At 72.0% G+C, this 21,053-nt stretch carries 14 protein-coding genes; 11 read left to right on the forward strand and 3 right to left on the reverse strand.

Annotation, left to right across the window (positions count from 1 at the left end):
- Positions 1 to 24: 24 nt before the first annotated feature.
- From G3576_RS05810 to G3576_RS05820, 3 genes are all read right to left on the reverse strand, one after another.
- Positions 25 to 1,257 (reverse strand): glycosyl hydrolase family 8, encoded by a 1,233-nt coding sequence (locus G3576_RS05810; protein ID WP_164693415.1) that lies wholly within the window; start codon positions 1,255 to 1,257, stop codon positions 25 to 27.
- Between the two features lie 37 nt (positions 1,258 to 1,294).
- A complete protein-coding gene (locus G3576_RS05815) occupies positions 1,295 to 2,110 on the reverse strand; it encodes a hypothetical protein (RefSeq protein ID WP_164693416.1) in 816 nt (271 codons plus the stop codon).
- 72 nt (positions 2,111 to 2,182) lie between these two features.
- Positions 2,183 to 3,331, reverse strand: coding sequence for a response regulator (locus G3576_RS05820; protein ID WP_164693417.1), 1,149 nt, complete (start codon positions 3,329 to 3,331; stop codon positions 2,183 to 2,185).
- 229 nt (positions 3,332 to 3,560) lie between these two features.
- Between G3576_RS05820 and G3576_RS05825 the strand changes: the two genes are divergently transcribed.
- From G3576_RS05825 to G3576_RS05875, 11 genes are all read left to right on the forward strand, one after another.
- Positions 3,561 to 4,361, forward strand: a complete 801-nt coding sequence (locus G3576_RS05825; RefSeq protein WP_164693418.1) for a response regulator transcription factor — start codon at positions 3,561 to 3,563, stop codon at positions 4,359 to 4,361.
- A 337-nt stretch (positions 4,362 to 4,698) separates the two neighbouring features.
- A complete protein-coding gene (treS, locus tag G3576_RS05830; protein WP_164693419.1) occupies positions 4,699 to 8,001 on the forward strand; it encodes a maltose alpha-D-glucosyltransferase in 3,303 nt (1,100 codons plus the stop codon).
- Positions 8,002 to 8,112: 111 nt separating this feature from the next.
- A complete protein-coding gene (locus G3576_RS05835) occupies positions 8,113 to 10,584 on the forward strand; it encodes a calcium-binding protein (protein WP_164693420.1) in 2,472 nt (823 codons plus the stop codon).
- Positions 10,585 to 10,707: 123 nt separating this feature from the next.
- Positions 10,708 to 13,080, forward strand: a complete 2,373-nt coding sequence (locus G3576_RS32190; protein ID WP_164693421.1) for a calcium-binding protein — start codon at positions 10,708 to 10,710, stop codon at positions 13,078 to 13,080.
- Between the two features lie 39 nt (positions 13,081 to 13,119).
- A complete protein-coding gene (locus G3576_RS05845) occupies positions 13,120 to 14,517 on the forward strand; it encodes a xanthine dehydrogenase small subunit (protein WP_207622681.1) in 1,398 nt (465 codons plus the stop codon).
- Positions 14,517 to 16,811, forward strand: a complete 2,295-nt coding sequence (gene xdhB, locus G3576_RS05850) for a xanthine dehydrogenase molybdopterin binding subunit (protein WP_164693422.1) — start codon at positions 14,517 to 14,519, stop codon at positions 16,809 to 16,811. The genes G3576_RS05845 and xdhB overlap by 1 nt, the downstream gene beginning before the upstream one ends.
- 54 nt (positions 16,812 to 16,865) lie before the next feature.
- Entirely contained in the window at positions 16,866 to 17,786 is a 921-nt protein-coding gene (locus G3576_RS05855; protein WP_164693424.1) for an MBL fold metallo-hydrolase, read from the forward strand.
- A gap of 65 nt (positions 17,787 to 17,851) precedes the next feature.
- Positions 17,852 to 18,829 (forward strand): phosphogluconate dehydrogenase (NAD(+)-dependent, decarboxylating), encoded by a 978-nt coding sequence (gene gnd / locus G3576_RS05860; RefSeq protein ID WP_164693425.1) that lies wholly within the window; start codon positions 17,852 to 17,854, stop codon positions 18,827 to 18,829.
- Positions 18,826 to 19,332 carry a gluconokinase gene (locus G3576_RS05865; RefSeq protein ID WP_164693426.1) on the forward strand — a complete coding sequence of 169 codons (507 nt, stop codon included), beginning with the start codon at positions 18,826 to 18,828 and terminating at the stop codon, positions 19,330 to 19,332. The genes gnd and G3576_RS05865 overlap by 4 nt, the downstream gene beginning before the upstream one ends.
- A complete protein-coding gene (locus G3576_RS05870) occupies positions 19,329 to 20,228 on the forward strand; it encodes a dihydrodipicolinate synthase family protein (protein ID WP_164693427.1) in 900 nt (299 codons plus the stop codon). The genes G3576_RS05865 and G3576_RS05870 overlap by 4 nt, the downstream gene beginning before the upstream one ends.
- Positions 20,229 to 20,311: 83 nt before the next feature.
- The gene (locus G3576_RS05875; RefSeq protein ID WP_164693428.1) at positions 20,312 to 21,052 is read left to right on the forward strand and encodes a metallophosphoesterase family protein; all 741 of its coding nucleotides are present in this window, start codon (positions 20,312 to 20,314) and stop codon (positions 21,050 to 21,052) included.
- The last annotated feature ends 1 nt before the right edge of the window (position 21,053 follow it).

The raw sequence follows: 21,053 nt of genomic DNA on the forward strand, positions 1-21,053 counted from the left end.
AGCGCCACGGAGCGGGGCGCAGGGTCACGCCCCGTTCCACAGCCGCCGGATGCCGCCCGCCACCGTATTGCGCGGGGCCGGCACCGGCGCCGGCGGCGGGCCACCCGCCATCAGGTTGCGCGGATTCTCCCGCAGCGCGATGCGGGACAGGATGGCGAGCGCGGCGGAGTAGTAGTCCGGACTGCGTGCCACGCTCGGCAGCTGCTTGGAGATGCCGCGGTGCCAGCCCGTGGCCGTCGTCACCTCCGCCACCGCATGGATGCCGGATGGCGCGGCATAGGGCGCCACCTGCCCGGTGCGGAGATCCGTCCAGGCCGGGCGGATGGAGAAGCCGGGGTCGTTCCAGAAATTGTTCGCCGCGCGCACCGCGGGCTCATCGGTCATGCCGGCCCAGGCGAGGTGAAGCGGCACGCGCACCGCGTCATAGCTGAAGCGGGTCGGCCACCCCGCCGCCGGGCGCGCCTGGCCACCATGGCCGCGCGCGATCTCCACCCAATCCGCCGGCAGGCCCCAGCGGCCATAGCGCATGCCGCGCAGCATCTGCACGCCATCGCCCATCACCCGCTGCCAGGCCCGGTCGGGCACCGCGCGGCTCAGCGCGAACAGCGCGGGGAAGGCGTAGTAGGACGGGTTCACCACCACCCGGTCATTGTGGTTGAAGCCCTGCATCGCCGGCAGCAGCACCATGCGGCCATTCACCTCCACCACCAGGCGGGACAGCACGGCCTGGCCGATGGCGATGCCGTCGCGCCGGTATTCCGCATCGCGCCAGCGATCGGCGGCGCGCAGCAACGCCCAGGCGATGTAGAGGTCCCCATCCGTCGCGTTGTTCGGGTCATCCACCCGCACCCGCTGGTCCGGGCGGAAGCGCCAGGAATGCAGGCCATCGGGGCGCCGCAGCGTGCGGCGGGTCCACTGATAGACGCGGTCGAAGGTCGGCCGGTCATCGAAGGCCTCGGCGAAGAGCATGGCATAGCCCTGGCCCTCGCTGTGGCTGATGCCCTGGTTGCCGGTATCGACCACGCGCCCGTCATTCAGCACGTAGCGATCGCGGAAGGCGCGGTACTGCGCGGCGGGGTCGTCGGGCCCCGTCGCCTCCTCGCCCCCGCTGGTCGCGGCGCCGCAGGCGGGCGTCAGCACCAGGGCGGCGGTGGCGCCGGCCAGGACCAGCCGGCGGGTGAGGGGAGAGAGGGGCCGCTCCTGCGCGGCGTCGAGGGCGCAATCCTGCGCAGGCAGGGTCAGGGCTTCGCTGAGCATGGCAAGGATCCTCGGGATGTCGTTGGGGAGGCGCGCGTCAGGCGGCGCGGAAGCCGATGCGGGCGCGGAGCCCGGTGCCGGGCGGGGCCCAGATGTCGATCCGATGGCCCTGCGCCTGGATCAGGCGGCGGGCGATCGCCATCGGCAATTCACGGACGAGGCGCGAGCGGTGCCCGGCCTCCAGCGTGCCGACCGAGACCCGCTGCACGACGAGGTCCATCACCACGCCGTCCTGGCCCGCCGTGACGGACAGCTCCGCCCGTGCCGGCCCGGCGCAATTCGCCTGGCCATGCAGGGCCAGCAGCTCCGCCGCCCGTAGCAGCCGCGCGGGATCGACCAGGCAGGCCTGCTCCATGGGTGCCAGGTTCCGCAGCCCGCAACGGATCCCCTGATCCGCCAGCGCGGCCACCAGGTCCCAGGCCAGGATGCGGACGGGGTAGGGCGCCACCGCCAGCGGCGTCTCCGCCGCCGCGCCCACGGCGTCGGTCAGCAGCGCCTCGACCAGGGCAAAGAGGGAGGGCTGCGGCGGTTCCTGGTCCCACGCCGTCACGGTGATGGGGGCGGCTTCCTCCCGCCCCGCGGCGTCCAGCACTGCGGCCATGGCGCCCCGCAGCCGCTGCATCATCGCCTGCAGCCCGGTCTCCGACCCCGCCCGCGGCATGGGCAGCTGGACACGGCGATCGCCCGGCGGCGGTTCGGCCCAGCCGAGCCGCGGGCCGTCGGACCGCCGCCGGCCATAGGTCGGGCGGCTGGCCGGCGCGGCCTGGCGCGTGGCATCCGGCAGGGCGGCGGCGTTCATGGAGGGCTGCGCGGCAGCCTGGACGGCAGGCATGGAAAGGGCGTCGGCGAACATGGGGTTCTCCCTCGTCGTCATCGGCGGTGTGGGGATGGGGTGGGGTGGGCCCCGTGGTGTGGGGCCGGCGGGCTACCCGGCCTGGATCACGAGGCGCGCCCGCAATCCGCCGGTCGGAATGGTCCAGGCATCCAGCCTTCCACCGAGCGCCGCCACCAGCCGGCGGGCGACGGCGACCGGCAGGCCGCGCTCCGGCTGCGGTTCGGGCTCCACCGGCTCGGCCTTCTCCGGCCGCAGCAGCAGGTCGAGCCGCGCCTGGCCCGCGCCGGCATCGAGCGACAGCTCCGCCGTGCCCGCCTGCCCGCCAAAGGCGCGGCGGGCCAGCAGGTCGATCGCCTGCAGCAGGCGCGCTGCGTCGATCTCGAAGGCCGGGTCGGCATCGGGCTGCAGCGTGATGCGCCGCGAACAATGCGCTCCCTGGGACCGCAGCTGCGTCGCGACCTGGCTCATCAGGGCATGGGCGGAAACCGGGCTGGGACGCGGCAGGGCGAGCCCATCCTCGAGCGCCCGCACATCGGCCAGCCGGTCCGCCAGCTTCTCGACCAGCCTTCCGTCGGAGCCCTCATCCAGGCCGGGCCGGGGCTGGGCGCGGCGCTCGGTGGCCAGCGCAGGGTCGGCGGCGAGTGGCGACAGGGCCTGGCGCTCCGCCAGAGGCAGCATCGCCGCCGCCGGCTGGGCATAGCTCGGCCGGGGCGGGAGGTCGCGGTGGACGCTCTCCTCCTGCCCGGACCGCGCTGCGCGCCGGCGCCCCGCCGCGCTGGCCAGGGCATCGGCGACCAGCTGCGCCAGGTCGGCGCCGCGCATGGGCTTGTGCAGCACGCCGAAGGCGCCGATCCGGCTGGCCGCCAGCCCCTGGGCGACGGAGGCGTAGCCGGTGACCAGCAGCACCTCCAGCGCCTCGGCTTCGCGCCGTCCGGCCAGCGCCGCTTCCGCCATCGCGATGCCGTCCATGCCCGGCATCCGGACATCCGTGACCAGCGCGCCCACATCGGGCCGGCTGGCCAGCAGGCAGAGCGCCATCCGCGCCGATCCGGCCGACAGCACGGACCATCCGCGCCGGCCGAGCGCCACCGTCAGTTCCTCCCGCACCTCGGCCTCGTCATCCACGATCAGCACCGACAGGGCCTCGCCGGTGGCGGCGCCACGAGGCAGGGAGAAGCCCGCGCCGCGGGGAAGCGCCAGGCGATCAGGGGCACGGCCTGGGAAGTTCGGCACGGTCATGCTGCGGCTCCGTCCTGGATCGTGGGGCGGGGGCCGGTGGTGCGGGCCGCCCCGTGGTGACGGGCCGATGATTGAGACGGGGACGCGTCGTCGTGTTGTCGCCTTTGGTATTAACTATTCTCCCAGCGACTGAGACGTGCTCTCGACGTCATCATCCGTCTTCCGGTAAACGTAAACGTCGAGGAGGGTCTCCGTCGGCGGAGACATCCTGCGTCTGGGGAGACGAAGGATGACATCGCGGACAGGGGACGCGGCTCGTGGCATGGCGCGCGGCTTCGCCGAGCGCCAGGCGACCTTTGCGGAGGCCGCGCCGGCCCTGGCGACGGAGTTGCCCGGTGCGGCGTTGACGCCACTGGTCCTGCTGGCCGATGACGAGCGCGAACTGACGGACGAGATGGCGGCCTATCTGCAGCGCTACGGCCTGCGCACGCTCGTCGCCAATTCCTTCACCGCGGCGCTCGCCATCCTCGACACGCAGCGACCGGACGCGATCATCCTCGATCAGCGCCTGGGGCCGGTGGATACGCTGCCGCACCTGCCGGAACTGCGCGCCCGCACCGATGCGCCGATCCTGATCGTCACCGGCAACCGGGAGGAGACGGATCGCGTGCTGGGCCTCGAGCTCGGCGCGGATGACTTCCTCGTGAAGCCGGTCTCCGGCCGCGAATTGGTGGCGCGGCTGCGCGCCCGCATCCGTCGCCCCGGCAATGCGGCCGCGCCGCCGCCGCGGCGCGATCGCTGGCGCCTGCAGCCGGTGGAACGCCGGCTGTTGCGGCCGGATGGGACCGTGCTGGACCTCACGACGGCCGAATTCGAACTCCTCGCCGTCATGGCCGCCCAGCCCGGGGAGGTGCAGACGCGGGAGGCGCTGACCCAGCTGGTCTTCCGTCGCCCCTGGCGCCCCGGCGACCGCGCCGTGGACAACGCCGTGCTCCACCTGCGCCAGAAGCTGGCGCCGGAGCTCGGCGAGCGCTGCATCGTCACCATTCGTCAGGTCGGCTACGTCTTCATCGGCTTCCCGAATTCCTGATTTTTCGCCGACGCCTCAATAACTTGAAGGTATCGCCGGGGTTGTGCGACGTCGCCCTCGGGGCGACACGGCGCGACAAATCCGGGCCATCCGCGCCCGCCTGCCTGCCGCAAGGACGACAATTCCGCCACAGCAGCCGCCCGCGACGACAATCGCGCCGCCAGACCCCCCGAAGCCGGCATCGCGACGACAATCGGGCCGGCCGACGACAAACCGCTCAACATTCCGGTGACAATTCTGGTGAGGATGTTCGCCCCTTTCGGGTCAGGGTCGCGCCTGCAACCGGAACGGCACGCCGCCCGGGGCGTTGGCCCCCCCGGACCGAAGGGGGATCTGGATGCCGAGGCGACGCAGGAAGCAGGAAGAGGATGCCGCGCGGGAGCCCTTCTGGTGGCGCGACGCGGTCATCTACCAGCTCCATCCGAAATCCTTCATGGACGGCAATGATGACGGCATCGGCGATTTCGCCGGGCTGATCGCGCGGCTGGACCACGCCGCGGGCCTCGGCGTGGACGCGATCTGGCTGCTGCCCTTCTACCCTTCGCCCCGCCGGGACGATGGCTACGACATCAGCGACTACCGCGCCGTCCATCCGGATTACGGGACGCTGCGCGACTTCAAGCGGCTGATCCAGGAAGCGCATGCGCGCGGCCTCAAGGTCATCACCGAACTCGTCATCAACCACACCAGCGACGAACACCCCTGGTTCCGCCGCGCCCGCCACGCCCCGCCCGGATCCTGGCAGCGGGACTTCTACGTCTGGTCCGATGACGACAAGCGCTACGACGGCACGCGCATCATCTTCCTGGATACCGAGAAGTCGAACTGGACCTGGGACCCGGTGGCCAAGGCCTATTTCTGGCACCGCTTCTACAGCCACCAACCGGACCTGAACTTCGACAACCCGCGCGTGCTGGAAGCGGTGCTGCGCGTCATGCGCTTCTGGCTCGACCTCGGCGTGGACGGGCTCCGTCTCGACGCCGTGCCCTACCTGGTGGAGCGCGACGGCACGAACAACGAGAACCTGCCGGAGACGCATGACATCCTGAAGCGCATCCGCGCGGCGCTGGATGCGGACTACCCCAACCGCATGCTGCTGGCGGAAGCGAACCAGTGGCCGGAGGACGTCCAGGCCTATTTCGGCAATGGCGACGAATGCCACATGTGCTTCCACTTCCCGCTGATGCCGCGCATGTACATGGGCGTCGCGCAGGAAGACCGCTTCCCCATCACCGACATCCTGCGTCAGACGCCCGACATCCCGGAGGGCTGCCAGTGGGCCGTGTTCCTGCGCAACCATGACGAGCTGACATTGGAGATGGTGACGGATGCGGAGCGCGACACGCTCTGGTCCGTTTATGCCGCGGATCGGCGTGCGCGCATCAACCTCGGCATCCGCCGCCGCCTGGCGCCGCTGATGGAGCGTGACCGCCGGCGGATCGAGCTGATGAACGGGCTGCTGCTCTCCATGCCCGGCACGCCCGTCATCTACTATGGCGACGAGATCGGGATGGGCGACAACGTCTACCTCCGGGACCGCGACGGCGTGCGCACGCCCATGCAGTGGTCGCCCGACCGCAATGGCGGCTTCTCCCGCGCCGATCCGGCCGCGCTGGTGCTGCCCGTCATCCAGGACGCGACCTATGGCTTCCAGGCCGTCAATGTGGAGACGCAGGCGCGGGACAGCCACAGCCTGTTGAACTGGACGCGGCGGATGCTGGCGGTGCGCCGCCGCACCCGCGCCTTCGGCCGCGGCGCCATGCGCCTGCTCTACCCCGGGAACCGCAAGGTGCTGGCCTATCTGCGGGAATGGGAGGGGGAGGTCGCGCTCTGCGTCTTCAACCTCTCCCGCGCCGCCCAGGCGGTGGAACTCGACCTCTCCGCCCATCTCGGCCGGGTGCCGGTGGAGATGCTGGGCGGGACGCCCTTTCCCCCGATCGGCCCGCTGCCCTACCAGCTGACGCTGCCGCCCTATGCCTTCCACTGGTTCCTGCTGGCGGAGGGCGCGGCGCTGCCGGCCTGGCACGTGCCGCCGCCGGAACCGCTGCCCGAGCTCCGCACCCTGGTCGGCCGCCCCGGCGGGGACTGGCTGCCCGCCGAGGCGCGCCACGTGCTGGAGCGGGAGGTGCTGCCCGCCTGGCTGCCGCGGCGCCGGTGGTTCGGATCGAAGGACGTGCCGGCCGGCGGTCTCGCCGCCCGCTTCACCTATGCCGTGCCCCTGCAGACGGGGCCGGAGCCGATCCTGCTGGCGGAGGTGGAGGCGGCCGGGGAAGGCTGGGCACTGCCGTTGGCCCGGATCGGGGAGGAGGAGGCCGCCAAGCCCGCCGGCCAGCTCGCGCTGTCCCGGCTGCGCCACGGCTCCCGCATCGGGATGCTGACGGATGCGGTGGCGACCGACGGCTTCGCCCGCGCCGTGCTGGCCGCCTGCCTGGCGGGCCGCGTGCTGGCGACGCCGGAGGGCGAGGTCCAGTTCCGCGGCACGCCGGCTCTCGCGGAGGTCGCGTTGCCGGAAACGCCGGAGGTGCGGCGCCTTGGCGTGGAGCAGTCCAACACCACGGTAATCCTGGGGGAGGCGGTGGTGCTCAAGCTGCTTCGCCGCGTCCAGCCCGGCCTGCATCCGGAAGCGGAGATGGCGCGGCACCTCACCGATGCCGCCTATCCCGGCACGCCCGCCTTGCTCGGAGAGGTGGTGCGTGTCGCCCCCGATGGCACGCCCCACACCCTGATGCTGCTGCAGGCCTTTGCCCGCAACCAGGGCGATGCCTGGGCCTGGACGCTGGATTGGCTCGCCCGCAGCGTGGACGACGCGGCCCTGACGGAGGCCGAGCCGGAAGACCCGCTGGCCGGCTACCTGCCGGTGGCGGAGGCCATCGGCCGGCGCCTGGCGCAACTCCACCTCGTGCTCGCCCGTCCATCGGATGACCCCGACTTCGCCCCGCTGCCGGTGGATGAGGCGGTCGCGCGGGGCTGGGCGGCGGAGGCGGCGACAAGCCTGGACCGGGCTCTCGCGCGACTGGACCGGCCGGGCCTGCTGCCACCCGGTGCGGCGGCGGAAGCCGCACGTCGGCTCGTGGCGGATCGCGCGCGTCTGGTGGAGGCCATCGCCGCGCTGTGCCCGGACCCGGCCGGGCTGTCCGCCACCCGCTGCCATGGCGATTTCCACCTGGGCCAGGTGCTGGTCGCGACGGGCGATGCGGTGATCCTGGATTTCGAGGGCGAACCCGCGCGGCCGCTGGCGGCGCGCCGCGCCAAATCCAGCCCCTGGCGGGACGTGGCCGGGCTGTTGCGCAGCCTGGACTACGCCGCGGCGGTCGCCGCCGCGACGGAGGAAAGCGGCACCGCCACCGCCGCCTCCTCCACGCGGCGCGAGGCGTTGATCACGCGTTGGCGCGCCGCCGCGGAGGCGGCCTTCCTGGCGGCCTACCGCGCGGCCTGGGAGGCCGAGGCCGGGCCGCCGCCTGCCGGGGCGGCGACGGTGCTCGACCTCTTCCTGGTGGAAAAGGCGGCCTATGAGGTCGGCTACGAGTTGGCCAACCGTCCGGCCTGGCTGCCGGTGCCGGTGCTGGGGCTGGCGGCGGTGCTCGACCGGCTGGTGCCGCCGGCGGAACCGATGCAACCAGCACGGGAAAATTCACCTTGACGTGATTAAAGTATACACTTAGACGTGAGCGCGGCGCCTCTCATTCCCGTGAGGCGCCGGCGCCGCGTCATCCCTCAGCGGCGTCCCTGCATCCGGTCCAGGGAGCCCGCCATGAACATCAACCTGCTCGTCCGCGGCCAGTCCAACGCGATCCTGCTGATGGAAAGCAATGGCTGGGCCGGCGCCGGCGCCATCACGAAGGAGGTCGAGCGCCTGCTCGGCTTCGATGGCGTGAAGGACACGGTGACGCTGGTCTATGACCGCTACGACGCCGGAAGCAGCACGGCCTTCGGCGGCACCGCGCTGATCGGGGACTGGCTGAAGCCGGCGGGCGGCGGCTGGCAGGTGGGGTCGCTGGAACAGGCCCTGCTGAACGAGATCGCGGACATGCCGGCCAGCCAGCGGGACGACCCCACGGCGGTCCTCTGGCTGCACAGCGAATACGATAGCGCCAATGCGTCCCTGACGACGGAGCAATGGGTCTCCGCCGTGCGCTACGATGCGGCGCTGGTGCGCGCGGCGCTGGGCCAGACCGCGGCCACCGTCTCCTACAACTTCGTCTCCGCCATGCCCTATTGGGGCACGGAGGAAGGCCACCAGGCGATCCGGCGCGGCATGGAACAGCTGGCCGCCGACGCGTCCTTCAACGCCAGCATCGTCGCCCGCATGCAGGATATCGATGCGACGACGGATGACTGGGACAACAACCCGCGCACCGTCGAGTATGGCGGTGGCCACATCGATGCCGGCGACGCCGCGCAGACCGTGGCGCGCGCCGTGCGTGGCATCGCGGAAAGCCTGGCGGAGTACGCGAAGCCGGGCTCCGTTGTCGCGCAATCCGGCGGCAACATCGCCGACAAGGGGCCGCAGGTGATCCGCGCCGAGCTGGTGGGTACCAACCAGCTGCGCATCGACGTCGCCCATGACCAGGCCGGCGGCTTCAAGGCGCTGGATGCCGATGCCGCCAAGGGTGTGGGCTGGTGCGTGCAGGGCCCCGGCGGCACGGTCTGGGGTAGCGCCGCCTCGCTGGTCGATGGCGATACGCTGCTGCTCACCTTCTCCGGCCCCGTGCCGGCCGGTGGCACGCTGTTCTACGGCTATGGCTATGGCCGGCTCGCCGGCGCCGACGGGTCGGGCCGCGGCAATGCCGTCTATGACGACCAGGGGCTGCCGATCTGGGTGGCGGCGGATGGGCTCAAGATCGGCACGACGACCACGCCGACGCAGCCCAGGCCAACGACGCCCACGCCGGTGACGAACCTGACGCTGGCCGGCACGGCCGCGAACGACACCTTGGTCGGTGGCGCAGGCGCAGACACGGTCACCGGCGGCGCCGGCGATGACGACCTGCATGGCGGGGCCGGCAATGACCGTATGGAGGGTGGCCGCGGCGATGATGGCCTGACGCTCGGCAGCGGCGCGGACACGGTGGTCTTCACCAAGGGCGATGGCGTGGACTGGGTGGTGGATTTCACGCCCGGCACGGACAAGCTGGAACTGCACGGCTTCACGGCGGCGCAGGTGACGACGAAGGCCGCGAGCTACTGGGGCATGGCCGGCCTGGATGTGCTGCTGCCGAACGGGGAGAAGCTGTTCCTCCAGGGCGTCACGGCGCTCGGCGCCAGCGACCTGGTGCTGAAGGACGTGCCGGTGACGGCGCCTTCCGGCCTGGTGCTGGCGGGCACCACGGGCAACGACACGCTGAAGGGCGGCACGCTGCCGGACAGCCTGTCCGGCGGGGCGGGGCATGACAACCTGCAGGGCAACAATGGCGACGACACGCTGTCCGGCGGCGCAGGGAACGACGTGCTCTATGGCGGCGCCGGGAACGACCTGCTGATCGGCGGCGACGGCGATGACCAGATGCGCGCCCAGGCGGGCAACGACGTCATCACCACCGGCGCGGGCGTGGACCGCATCTACCTCGCCAAGGGCGATGGGCAGGACCGGGTGACGGATTTCACGCTGGGCACGGACAAGGTGGTGCTGTCCGGCGTCACGGCGGCGGAGATCACGGGCAAGGTCGCGGTGGTCGCGGGCGTCTCGGGCTTCCAGCTGACGCTGTCGGACGGCACCTCGCTGTTCCTCGAGGGCGTGGGCGCGGTGACGGCAAATCAGCTTGGCCTGTCCGGCAGCTTCGCTTCGGGCAGTGCGCCGGTGGTGGCCCCCGTGATGGCACTACCGGCGACGACGGCGACGGTGGCGGGCACGGCGGGCGATGACTGGCTGAAGGGCGGCACGGGTGCCGACTACCTGCAGGGTGGCGCGGGCTCGGATGACCTGCAGGGCCTGGGCGGCAATGACGTGCTGCGCGGCGGGCAGGGGGATGACGGGCTGACAGGGGGTGCCGGTGCGGACCTCTTCGTCTTCGCGCGCGGCGACGGGGCCGATTGGGTGGTGGATTTCACCCGCGGCACGGACAAGCTGCGGCTGGAGGGATATGGCGCTTCCGAGATGGTCCAGGCGGTGGAGACGCGCTGGGGCATGGCGGGGCTGGCGATCGACCTCGGCACCGCGGGGGACGAGATCTTCCTCCAGGGCGTCACCACGGCCCTGACCAGCGCCGATCTCGTCTTCGCGTAATTGAGGCGATTTTGCAATGAATTCGTGATCGCTGCTCTCGGTTTCGTGAGCGGCCTCACAATAGTATACAATCTATCGCTACCACGTCGTCAGCACCGGGGCTGACGCCGGGGAGAGCGCGCCATGGACGTGAATGTGCTGGTCCGGGGCCAGTCCAACTCCATCCTCATGATGGAGGCGAACGGCAATGCCGGCCGCGCGGCGATACAGGCGGAAGTCAGCCGCCTGCTCGGCTTCTCCGGCGGCGCGGACCGCGTGAACATCGTCTATGACAGCAGCGACTTGAACAGCAGCACCGCCTTCGGCGGCACGGCGCTGATCGGCGACTGGCTGACGCCGCGCAACAATGACTGGCGCCAGGGCTGGACCATCGCCGGGCGCGAACAGGCGCTGCTGAACGAGATCGCCAGCCTGCCCGCCAGCCGGCGGGACGATCCCACCGCGATCGTCTTCCTGCACAGCGAATACGACAGCGCGAACACCAGCTTGACGACCGAGCAATGGGTCTCCGCATTGCGCTTCGATGCGGCGGCGACGCGTGCCGCGCTGGGCGGGCAGGACGCGGCGACCACGCCCTACCTCTTCGTCTCCGCCATGCCCTATTACGGCACGACGGAAGGCCACAACGCGATCCGCCGCGGCATGGAATTGCTGGCCGCGGAGCCCGGCTTCAACGCCGCGATCGCTGCCCGCATGCTGGACATCGATGCCGATGGCGATGCCGCGGGCTGGTATGGCGGCGGCCACATCGATGCCGAGGACGCCATGCAGACGGCGCTCCGCGTCGCGCGCGCCGTGGCGGAATCGCTGGCGCCCTATGCGAAGGCGGGCTCCCCCATCGCCACCGCCGGCGGCGACATTGCCGATGAGGGGCCGGAAGTCGTCGCCGCCACCCCGGTCGGCGCCAACCAGCTGCGCATCGATGTCGCGCATGACCGCGCCGGCGGCTTCCGGGCGCTGGATGCCGATGCGGCGCGGGGCGTCGGCTGGTCCGTCGTCGGCAGCGCTGGCACCGTCACTGGCACCGCCGCGGTGATCGAGGACGCTGATACGCTGCTGGTCACCTTCTCCGGCCCGCTGCCGGCGAATGGGCTTCTGCATTACGGCTTCGGCTATGGCCGGCTGGCGGGCGCGGATGGCAGCGGGCGCGGCAATGCGGTCTATGACGACCAGGGCCTGCCCATCTGGGTGCCGGCCGCGGGCCTCTCACCCGGTGGTGGTTCCGGCGGCACCGGCACGCCGCCTGCCCCGCCCACCCCCGTCATCGGCATCCTCGTCGAAGGCGGGCCCGGCATCGACAATCTTCGCGGTGGCGCGGGCAACGACACGCTGGACGGCGGCGCCGGCGCCGACGACCTCCAGGGCTTCGAGGGTGACGATCGGCTGGCGGGCGGCCGGGGCGATGACGGGCTGACGCTCGGCGCCGGCGCCGACACCGTCGTCTTCGCCCGCGGCGACGGCCCCGACTGGGTGGTGGACTTCACCCCCGGCACCGACCGCATCGAGATCACGGGCTATGCGGCATCCGAGGCCACGATCCGCACCGCCACCTATTGGGGCATGGTTGGCACGGACATCGTGATGGCTGGCGGGGATTCGATCTTCCTGCAGGGCGTCACGAATTTCAGCGCCGCCGACGTCACCTGGTCCGGCGGCGGGCAGACGCTGGTGCCGATGGGCCCGGTCGCGGGGCTGCTGGTGAATGGTGGCTCGGGCGTGGACAACCTTCGCGGTGCCGGCGGCGCCGATACGCTGAACGGGCTGGATGGCAGCGACGACCTCCAGGGTTTCGATGGCGATGATCGCCTGGCGGGCGGCCGCGGGGATGATGGCCTGACGCTGGGCGCCGGCGCCGACACCGTCGTCTTCGCCCGCGGCGACGGCCCCGATTGGGTGGTGGACTTCACCCCCGGCACGGACCGCATCGAGGTCACGGGCTATGCGGCATCGGAAGCCACGATCCGCACCGCCACCTATTGGGGGATGGTCGGCACCGACATCCTGATGGCCGGGGGCGATTCGATCTTCCTGCAGGGCGTCACGAATTTCAGCGCCGCCGACGTCACCTGGTCCGGCGGCGGCACCGTCGCGCCGCCGCCGCCATCGGCCGGCCTCCTCGTGGCTGGCGGCACGGGCGCCGACAACCTCCGCGGCGGTTCCGGCAACGATACCCTGACCGGCGGGGACGGCTCCGACGATCTCCAGGGCTTCGACGGCGATGACCGCCTGGTGGGCGGTCGCGACCATGACGGCATGACGCTGGGTGCCGGGCAGGACACGGTGGCCTGGGCGCGGGGCGATGGATGGGACTGGGTGGTGGACTTCACCCCCGGCACAGACCGGATCGAGATCAGCGGCCTCGCCGCCAACCAGGTGACGCGCGTCGCGACCTCCTACTGGAACATGCCCGGGCTGGAATTGCGGGCGCCGGGTGGGGAGGGGATGTTTCTCCAAGGTGTCACCGCTCTCGGCGCCGATGACCTGATTTTCGTCTGACCGCTTACGCCCGGCCCGGGGTTTGCTTAACTCGGGGGCATGATCGGGACCTTCATCGCCTTCACCCTCAATGGCCGGCCGGTGACCCTGCCGGCCGGGACCTCCCCCACCACCTCCGTGCTGGACTGGCTGCGTGCCAGCGGCCTGACCGGGACGAAGGAGGGCTGCGCGGAGGGCGATTGCGGCGCCTGCACCGTGGTGCTGGAGGAGGCGGGCGGCGCCCGCACGCCGATCAACGGCTGCCTCGCCATGCTTGGCCAGATGCAGGGCCGCGCCATCCGCACGGTGGAAGGGCTGCGCGGCCCGGACGGCGCGCCCCACCCGATCCAGCGCGCCATGGCCGAGAGCGACGGCACGCAATGCGGCTTCTGCACCCCGGGGATCGTCATGACCGCCTGGGCGCATGCGCGGGAGGGCGGCGAGGTGCATGAGGCCCTCGCCGGCAATCTCTGCCGCTGCACGGGCTACCGCCCGATCCTGGAGGTCTTCGAGACCCTGGCCGATGACGGCGCCCCGGCGCCCGCCCTGCCGGACCCCGCCCCCGCGCGGTTCGAGGCGCCGGGCCAGGTCTTCCACCTTCCCGCCACGCTGCCCGAGTTGCTGGCGCTCCGCGCCGCCCATCCGGAGGCCTGGCTGCTGGCCGGCGGCACCGACCTCGGGCTCCGCGTCTCCGACCACCGGGAGAAGCCCCCCGCCATCATCTGCCTGCTGAACGTGCCGGAACTGCACCGGCTTGAAGCGACGTCTGGTGCCATCGAGGCCGGTGCCGCCGTCCCCTATGCCCGCCTGCTGGCGCTGTTCCGGCGGGAGGCCGGCTTCGGCCCCTATGCCGCCCTGCTGGCGCGGCTGGGGTCGAGGCAGATCCGGGGCCTCGGCACGCTCGGCGGCAATCTCGGCACGGCGTCCCCCATCGGCGATGCGCTGCCGCCGCTGCTGGCGCTGGGCGCCACCGTCACCCTCGCCTCGCAGGCCGGCACGCGGACCCTGCCCGTGGCCGATTTCCTGCTGGGCTATCGCAAGAACGCGCTGGCCCCCGGCGAAGTCATCCTCTCCGTCACCCTGCCGCGCCCGGTGCCCGATGCGCTCTTCGCCTGCGAGAAGATCAGTAAGCGCCACGACCAGGATATCGCGACGGTCGGCGCCGCGCTGCTGGTCCGGATCGAGGGCGGCATGGTGGCGGAGGCGCGCCTCGCCTTCGGCGGCGTCGGCCCCACCGTCGCCCGCGCCGCCCGTGCCGAGGCCGCGCTGATCGGCCGCGCCTTCGACGAGGGTGCCGTCAACGACGCGGCGGAGGCGCTGATGCAGGACATCGCGCCGCTGTCGGATTGGCGCGGCACCGCGGCGTATCGCCGCCTGGTCGCGCAGGGGCTCCTGCGCCGCCTGCACCTCCGCGCCACGCAACCGGACATGCCCGCCGACATCATGGAGGTGGTGTGATGGACGGCTCGCTTCCCCGCCGCGGCGCCGGCGCCGCGCTGCGCCACGACAGCGCGCTGAAGCACACCACCGGCGAGGCCCGCTTCGCCGATGACGCTTCGGAAGCCCCCGGCACGCTGCATGCCGCGCTGGTGCTCTCCACCATCCCCCACGGCACCGTCACCGCCCTGCACCTGGACGAAGCCCGCGCGATGGAGGGCGTCGTCGCCATCCTCGGCCCGCGCGACATCCCGGGGAAGAACGACATCGCCGCGGCCGGATCGGGCGAGCCGCTCTTCGCCGATCCGCTGGTGGAGTTTGCCGGCCAGCCCCTGGCCATGGTGCTGGCCACCACGCGCGACCAGGCGCTCCGCGCCGCCGCCGCCGTGCGGGCGGAGATCGCGCCGCTCGACCCCGTGCTGTCCATCGAGGCCGGGCTGGAACGACAGCAATACGTCGTCGCGCCGCAGACCATGCGCCGAGGCGATGTTGCCGCCGCGCTGGCCGCCGCGCCGCGCCGGATGGAGGCGGAGTTCCGCGCCGGCGGGCAGGAGCATTTCTACCTCGAGGGCCAGATCGCGGTCGCGACGCCCGGCGAGGATGGCGACATCGCGGTGGTCTCCTCCACCCAGCACCCGTCGGAGGGCCAGCATGTCGTCGCCCGCGTGCTGGGCTGCGACTACAACCGCGTCACCGTCACCTGCCGGCGCATGGGCGGCGGCTTCGGCGGCAAGGAGAGCAATGCGAGCTGGGTCGCGGCCGCCGCGGCACTCGGCGCGCGCGCCACCGGCCGGCCCGTGAAGCTCCGCCTGGCGCGGCGCGCGGACATGATCGCGACGGGCAAGCGCCATCCCTTCCTCTATCGCTGGACCGCGGGCTTCGACGGGTCGGGTCGCATCACCGCGCTGCGCGCGCTGCTGGCCGCCGATGGGGGCTGGAGCCTCGACATGTCGGGCGGCGTGGTGTTCCGCGCCATCACCCATGCCGTGAATTGCTGCGACGTTCCTGATGTGGAGATCACGGGCTGCGCGGTGAAGACCAACACCGTCTCCCACACCGCCTTCCGCGGCTTCGGCGGCCCGCAGGGCGCGCTGCTGATGGAGGATGTGGTGCACCGCGTGGCGGCCGCCTGCGGCCTGCCGCCCGACGTGGTCCGCGCGCGCAACTTCCTCGGCAGCGGCGGCAACAGCGACGAACTGCCCTATGGCCAGAAGGTGGAGGGCGACCTGATTGCCCGCGTCTGGGCGGAGGCGAAGCGCGACAGCGAATGGGATCGCCGGCGCGGCGAGATCGCCGCCTTCAACGCCCGCCACCCGACGCTCCGCCGCGGCCTCGGCAGCATGGTGCTGAGCTTCGGCATCTCCTTCGGCATCATGCACCTCAACCAGGCCGGCGCGCTGGTGCATGTCTATACCGACGGCTCCATCCGCCTGAACCATGGCGGGACGGAGATGGGGCAGGGGCTCTTCATCAAGATCGCCCAGGTCGTCAGCGACGTCTTCGGCACGGATCTGGAGCGCGTTGCCATCACTGCGACCTCCACGGCGGAGGTGCCGAACACCGCGCCGACCGCCGCCAGCACCGGCAGCGACCTGAATGGCTGGGCCGCGCACAATGCCGCCATGACCATCCGCGACCGCATGGCCGATGTCGCCGCCACGCGCTGGGGCATCGCGCCCGCCGATGTGGTCTTCGCGGACAACCGCGTCTGGGCGGAACGCGCGGGGTCCAACCGCTTCCTCGAATTCGGCGAACTCGCGAAACTCTGCTTCCTGGAACGGGTCTCGCTGTCCTCGACCGGCTACTACCGCACGCCCGACATCCACTGGGATCCGAAGGCGATGCGGGGCAACCCGTTCTTCTACTTCTCCTACGGCGCCGCCGTGTCGGAGGTGGTGGTGGACACGCTGACGGGCGAGCATCGCTGCCTGCGGACCGACATCGTCCAGGATTGCGGCCGCAGCCTGAACCCCGCCGTCGATCGCGGCCAGATCGAGGGCGCCTTCGTCCAGGGCATGGGATGGCTGACCTGCGAGGAGCTGTGGTGGGACCAGGGCGGGCGGCTGCGCACCGTGGGCCCCTCCACCTACAAGATCCCGGGCTCCCGCGACGTGCCCCCCGCCTTCTCCGTCCGCCTGCTGGAAGGCGCGCCGGCGCGGAGCGAGACCATCTTCCGCTCCAAGGCGGTGGGGGAGCCACCGCTGCTGCTGGCCATCAGCGTCGCCAACGCCATCAAGGACGCGATCGGGGTGGAGGGCCTCGATTTGCCCGCGACGCCGGAGCGTGTGTTGATGGCGATCCGCGCGAAGGGGTAGCGCGCACCACCACGGAGAGGCTTATGCTCCCCGGCCGAGCGCGGGGAGCAAGCCATGGCCGACAACACGGCAACCGCCATCCGTCCCTTCTTCGACGGGGCTACGAACACCGTCACCTACCTGGTCTGGGACCCTGCCACCAGGCGTGGCGCCGTGGTGGACCCGGTCCTCGACTGGGACAACCGGAGCGGGGAGGCCGATACCGCCTCCGCCGCCGCCGTGCTGGCGGCCGCCGAGGCCGAGGGCATCACCATCGACTGGGTGCTGGAGACGCATGTCCATGCGGACCACCTGACCGCCGCCCCCTGGATCAAGGCCCGCACCGGCGCGCGGATCGGCATCGGGGAGGGGGTGAAGCAGGTGCAGACCATCTTCCGCCCCGTCTTCGCGCTGCAGGATGTGCTGCCGGAGGGCGGCGATTTCGACCACCTCTTCGCCGATGGCGAAACCTTCGCGCTGGGGACGTTGCAGGTGGAGGTGCTGCATGTGCCGGGCCACACGCCGGCCTGCGTCGCCTACAAGATCGGCGCGGCGCCGGAGGCCCGGTCCAACCAGCCCGCCGATGTCTTCGTGGGCGACACGCTCTTCATGCATGATGCCGGCACGGCGCGCGCCGACTTCCCGGGCGGCGATGCGCGCACGCTCTACCGATCGATCAAGCGGATCCTGTCCCTGCCGCCCGAAACCCGCTTGTGGATCTGCCACGACTACAAGGCGCCTGGCCGCGACGCCTTCGCCTGGCAGTCCAGCGTCGCCGCGCAGCGCGCGCAGAACCCGCATGTGAAGGACGGCATGACGGAGGAGGATTTCATCGCCTTCCGCACCGCCCGCGACGCGACCCTCGCCGCGCCCACGCTGCTTCTCCCCTCCATCCAGGTGAACATCCGTGCGGGCCGCTTCCCGGCGGCGGAGGCGAATGGCGTGCGGTACCTGAAAATCCCCGTGACGCCGAAGCGGGGCGCGAGCCTGGGGTAGGGCGGCTTGCCCGGCCCGCCTCGCCCCCGCATCCTCTCCGTCACACCCAGGGAGGACACCCCAGAATGCGTCTCGGCATGGTCGGCCTCGGCCGCATGGGCGCCAACCTCGTTCGCCGCCTCGCCCGCGCGGGCATTTCGTCCGTCGTCTGGGACCGGGACCCCGCCGCCGTCGCGACCCTGGCGGCGGAGGGCGCGGAGCCTGCCACCGACCTCGCCGACCTCGTCCGCCGCCTCGACGCGCCCCGCGCCGTCTGGGTCATGCTGCCCGCCGGCGCCGCGACCGAGGACGCGATCGCCCAGCTTTCCACGCTGCTCTCCCCCGGCGACGTCGCCATCGATGGCGGCAACGGCATGTGGAAGGACGCCATCCGCCGCGCGGCGCTGCTGCGCGACCACGGCATCGACATGCTGGATATCGGCACCTCCGGCGGCGTCTGGGGCCTGGCACGCGGCTACTGCCTGATGATCGGCGGGCCGGAGGCGCCCGTCCGTCGCCTAGACCCCATCTTCGCCGCCCTCGCCCCCGGCGAGGCCGCCGCATCCCCAACCCCTGGCCGCGCCCCGGATGCCGATCCGCGCCCGCCCAACGGCTATGTCCATTGCGGCCCGAACGGTGCCGGGCACTTCACCAAGATGGTCCACAACGCCATCGAATACGGGATGATGCAGGCCATGGCAGAGGGCCTGGAACTGCTGGAACAGGCCGGCAGCGAGACCCTGCCGCCCGAACACCGCCTGGCGCTCGACGTGCCGGAGATCACGGAGGCCTGGCGCCGCGGCTCCGTTGTCGCCTCCTGGCTGCTGGACCTGACGGCGCAGGCGCTGGCCGCGGATGGGGAGCTTTCGACCTATTCCGGCCGCGTCGGCGACAGTGGGGAGGGCCGCTGGGCCGTGCAGGCCGCGATCGAATCCGCCGTGCCCGCGCCCGTCCTCTCCGCCGCGCTCTATGCCCGCTTCCGCTCGCGCCAGTCCGGTCCCTTCGCCGACCGCGCGCTCTCCGCCATGCGCAACGCCTTCGGCGGCCACCTGGAGCCGAAATGACGCCGCTCGTCGTCGTCATGGGCGTCTCCGGTGCGGGCAAGTCCACCATCGGCCAGGCCATCGCCACCGCGCTGGGGCTGCCCTTCGCCGATGCCGATGATTTCCACCCCGCCGCCAACATCACCAAGATGAGCCGGGGCGAGGCGCTGAACGACGACGACCGCTGGCCCTGGCTCGCCGCCATCGGCGCGCATCTGGCAGCGCATCGCGGCCGCGGCTGCGTCGTCACCTGCTCCGCGCTGAAGCGCGCCTATCGCGATGCGCTGCGCCAGGCGGCGCCCGACCTCCGCCTCGTCTTCCTGACCGGCGATCCCGCCCTCGTCGCCGCCCGCCAGGCCGCGCGCCAGAACCACTTCATGCCCGCGAGCCTCGTCGCCAGCCAGTTCGCGACGCTGGAGCCGCCGGCGCCCGAGGAAGCCGCCATCACCCTCGATGTCGGCCCCGCCCCCGCCACGCTCGCCACCGCCGCCATCAACGCCCTGCAAGAGGCTGCCCCGCCATGAACGGCATCTACCCCATCCTCTACGCCTATTTCGGCGCCGATGGCCGGCTGGACGAGGCCGCGATGCGCAAGCAAATCCGCTGCTGCCTGGCCGGCGGCGCGCATGGCATCGCGGTGCTGGGCCTCGCGACCGAGGTCAACAAGCTCTCCCCCGCCGAGAAGCGCGACGTGGTGCGCTGGTCGGCGGAGGAGATCGCCGGCCGCGTGCCCCTCGCCGTCACGGTCGCCGAAGCCACGGCGCGGGAGGCCGCGGATTTCGTGGTGGAGGCCGCCGGCCTCGGCGCCGCCTGGTGCATCCTCCAGCCCCCACCCGTGCGCGGCCTGCCGGAAGCCGAATACATCGCCTGGTACGGGGAGGTCGCGGACCTCGTCGCCCGCCGCAGCGCCATCCCGATCGGCATCCAGAACGCCGCCGCCTATATCGGCGTGGGCCTCTCCGCCGCTGGCGTCGCGACTCTCGCCCGCAACCACGGCAACGTTACGCTCATCAAGGCGGAGGACAGCGCCGTCGATGTCCAGCGACTGATCGAGGTGACGAAGGGCGGCATCACCGTCTTCAACGGCCGCGCCGGGATGGAGCTGGTGGATTGCCTCCGCGCGGGCTGCGCGGGGCTGATCCCGGCCCCCGAATGCGCCGACATCCAGGCGGCCATCTACAACCATTTCGTCGCGGGCGACGAGGCAGCGGCGGAGCGCGAGTACCGGCGCATCCTGCCGCTGATCGCCTTCGCCATGCAGGGCGTCGCCATGTTCCTCTGCTACGGCAAGCGCGTGACGGCTTGGCGCATGGGGCTGGGCGAGGTGATCGAGCGCACGCCTTCCCTCGCCCCCACCCCCTTCGGCCTGGCCTGCGCGCGGCGCTTTGCCGATGCACTCGGCCCCTATCCCGGCGCGTGATCCCGTGGTCTGATCGCCCCGGAGGAAGCAAGCCGCCAGGGCGTCCGCCGCGGGATTGATCCCCGGGGCCGGAGGAGTTCGCCATGCGTATCGCGCTGCTGACCGACATCCACGCCAACCGGGAAGCCTTCGAGGCCTGCCTCGACGACGTCGCCCGCAAGGGCGCGGACCGGATCGTCATCCTGGGCGACCTTGTGGGCTACGGCGCCGATCCTGGCTGGGTGATCGCCAAGGCGCGGGAACTGGCCGGGCAGGGCGCCATCCTCATCCGCGGCAACCATGACGAGGCTGCCGCCCATCCCCGCGGCGGTATGAATGACGACGCGACCGCCGCCATCGCCTGGACGCGCGACGCTCTTGCGCCCGAGGATCGCGCCTTCCTCGGCGCCCTGCCGATGGAGGCGGAGGAGGAGGATCGCCTCTATGTCCATGCCGATGCCTCCGCCCCCGATCGCTGGGTGTATGTGCGGGATGCCGAGGATGCGCGGCGCAGCCTGGAGGGCTGCACGGCGCGCCTGGTCTTCTGCGGCCATGTGCATGCGCCCGCCATCTACGGCCTGACCGCGACCGCGAAGCTGGTGCCCTTCAAGCCCGTCACTGGCGTCGCCGTGCCGCTGCTGCGGCCGCGCCGCTGGCAGGTGGTCTGCGGCGCCGTCGGCCAGCCGCGGGATGGCGACCCCGCCGCAGCCTGGCATCTCTTCGACGTCGCCACCAGCGAGGTCACGCTGCACCGCGTGCCCTATGACGTGCTGGCCGCCAGCGAGAAGGTCCGCCAGGCCGGCCTGCCCGAAAGCCTCGCGACCCGCCTGCTGCGGGGCCGCTGAG

The organism is Falsiroseomonas algicola (genome assembly GCF_011040385.1).
GTDB lineage: Bacteria > Pseudomonadota > Alphaproteobacteria > Acetobacterales > Acetobacteraceae > Falsiroseomonas > Falsiroseomonas algicola.

Bases quoted from the DNA above. Each gene is read 5' to 3' on its own strand.
- G3576_RS05810 (WP_164693415.1), bottom strand. From the start codon at position 1,257: ATGCTCAGCGAAGCCCTGACCCTGCCTGCGCAGGATTGCGCCCTCGAC.
- G3576_RS05815 (WP_164693416.1), bottom strand. From the start codon at position 2,110: ATGTTCGCCGACGCCCTTTCCATGCCTGCCGTCCAGGCTGCCGCGCAG.
- G3576_RS05820 (WP_164693417.1), bottom strand. From the start codon at position 3,331: ATGACCGTGCCGAACTTCCCAGGCCGTGCCCCTGATCGCCTGGCGCTT.
- G3576_RS05825 (WP_164693418.1), top strand. From the start codon at position 3,561: ATGACATCGCGGACAGGGGACGCGGCTCGTGGCATGGCGCGCGGCTTC.
- treS (WP_164693419.1), top strand. From the start codon at position 4,699: ATGCCGAGGCGACGCAGGAAGCAGGAAGAGGATGCCGCGCGGGAGCCC.
- G3576_RS05835 (WP_164693420.1), top strand. From the start codon at position 8,113: ATGAACATCAACCTGCTCGTCCGCGGCCAGTCCAACGCGATCCTGCTG.
- G3576_RS32190 (WP_164693421.1), top strand. From the start codon at position 10,708: ATGGACGTGAATGTGCTGGTCCGGGGCCAGTCCAACTCCATCCTCATG.
- G3576_RS05845 (WP_207622681.1), top strand. From the start codon at position 13,120: ATGATCGGGACCTTCATCGCCTTCACCCTCAATGGCCGGCCGGTGACC.
- xdhB (WP_164693422.1), top strand. From the start codon at position 14,517: ATGGACGGCTCGCTTCCCCGCCGCGGCGCCGGCGCCGCGCTGCGCCAC.
- G3576_RS05855 (WP_164693424.1), top strand. From the start codon at position 16,866: ATGGCCGACAACACGGCAACCGCCATCCGTCCCTTCTTCGACGGGGCT.
- gnd (WP_164693425.1), top strand. From the start codon at position 17,852: ATGCGTCTCGGCATGGTCGGCCTCGGCCGCATGGGCGCCAACCTCGTT.
- G3576_RS05865 (WP_164693426.1), top strand. From the start codon at position 18,826: ATGACGCCGCTCGTCGTCGTCATGGGCGTCTCCGGTGCGGGCAAGTCC.
- G3576_RS05870 (WP_164693427.1), top strand. From the start codon at position 19,329: ATGAACGGCATCTACCCCATCCTCTACGCCTATTTCGGCGCCGATGGC.
- G3576_RS05875 (WP_164693428.1), top strand. From the start codon at position 20,312: ATGCGTATCGCGCTGCTGACCGACATCCACGCCAACCGGGAAGCCTTC.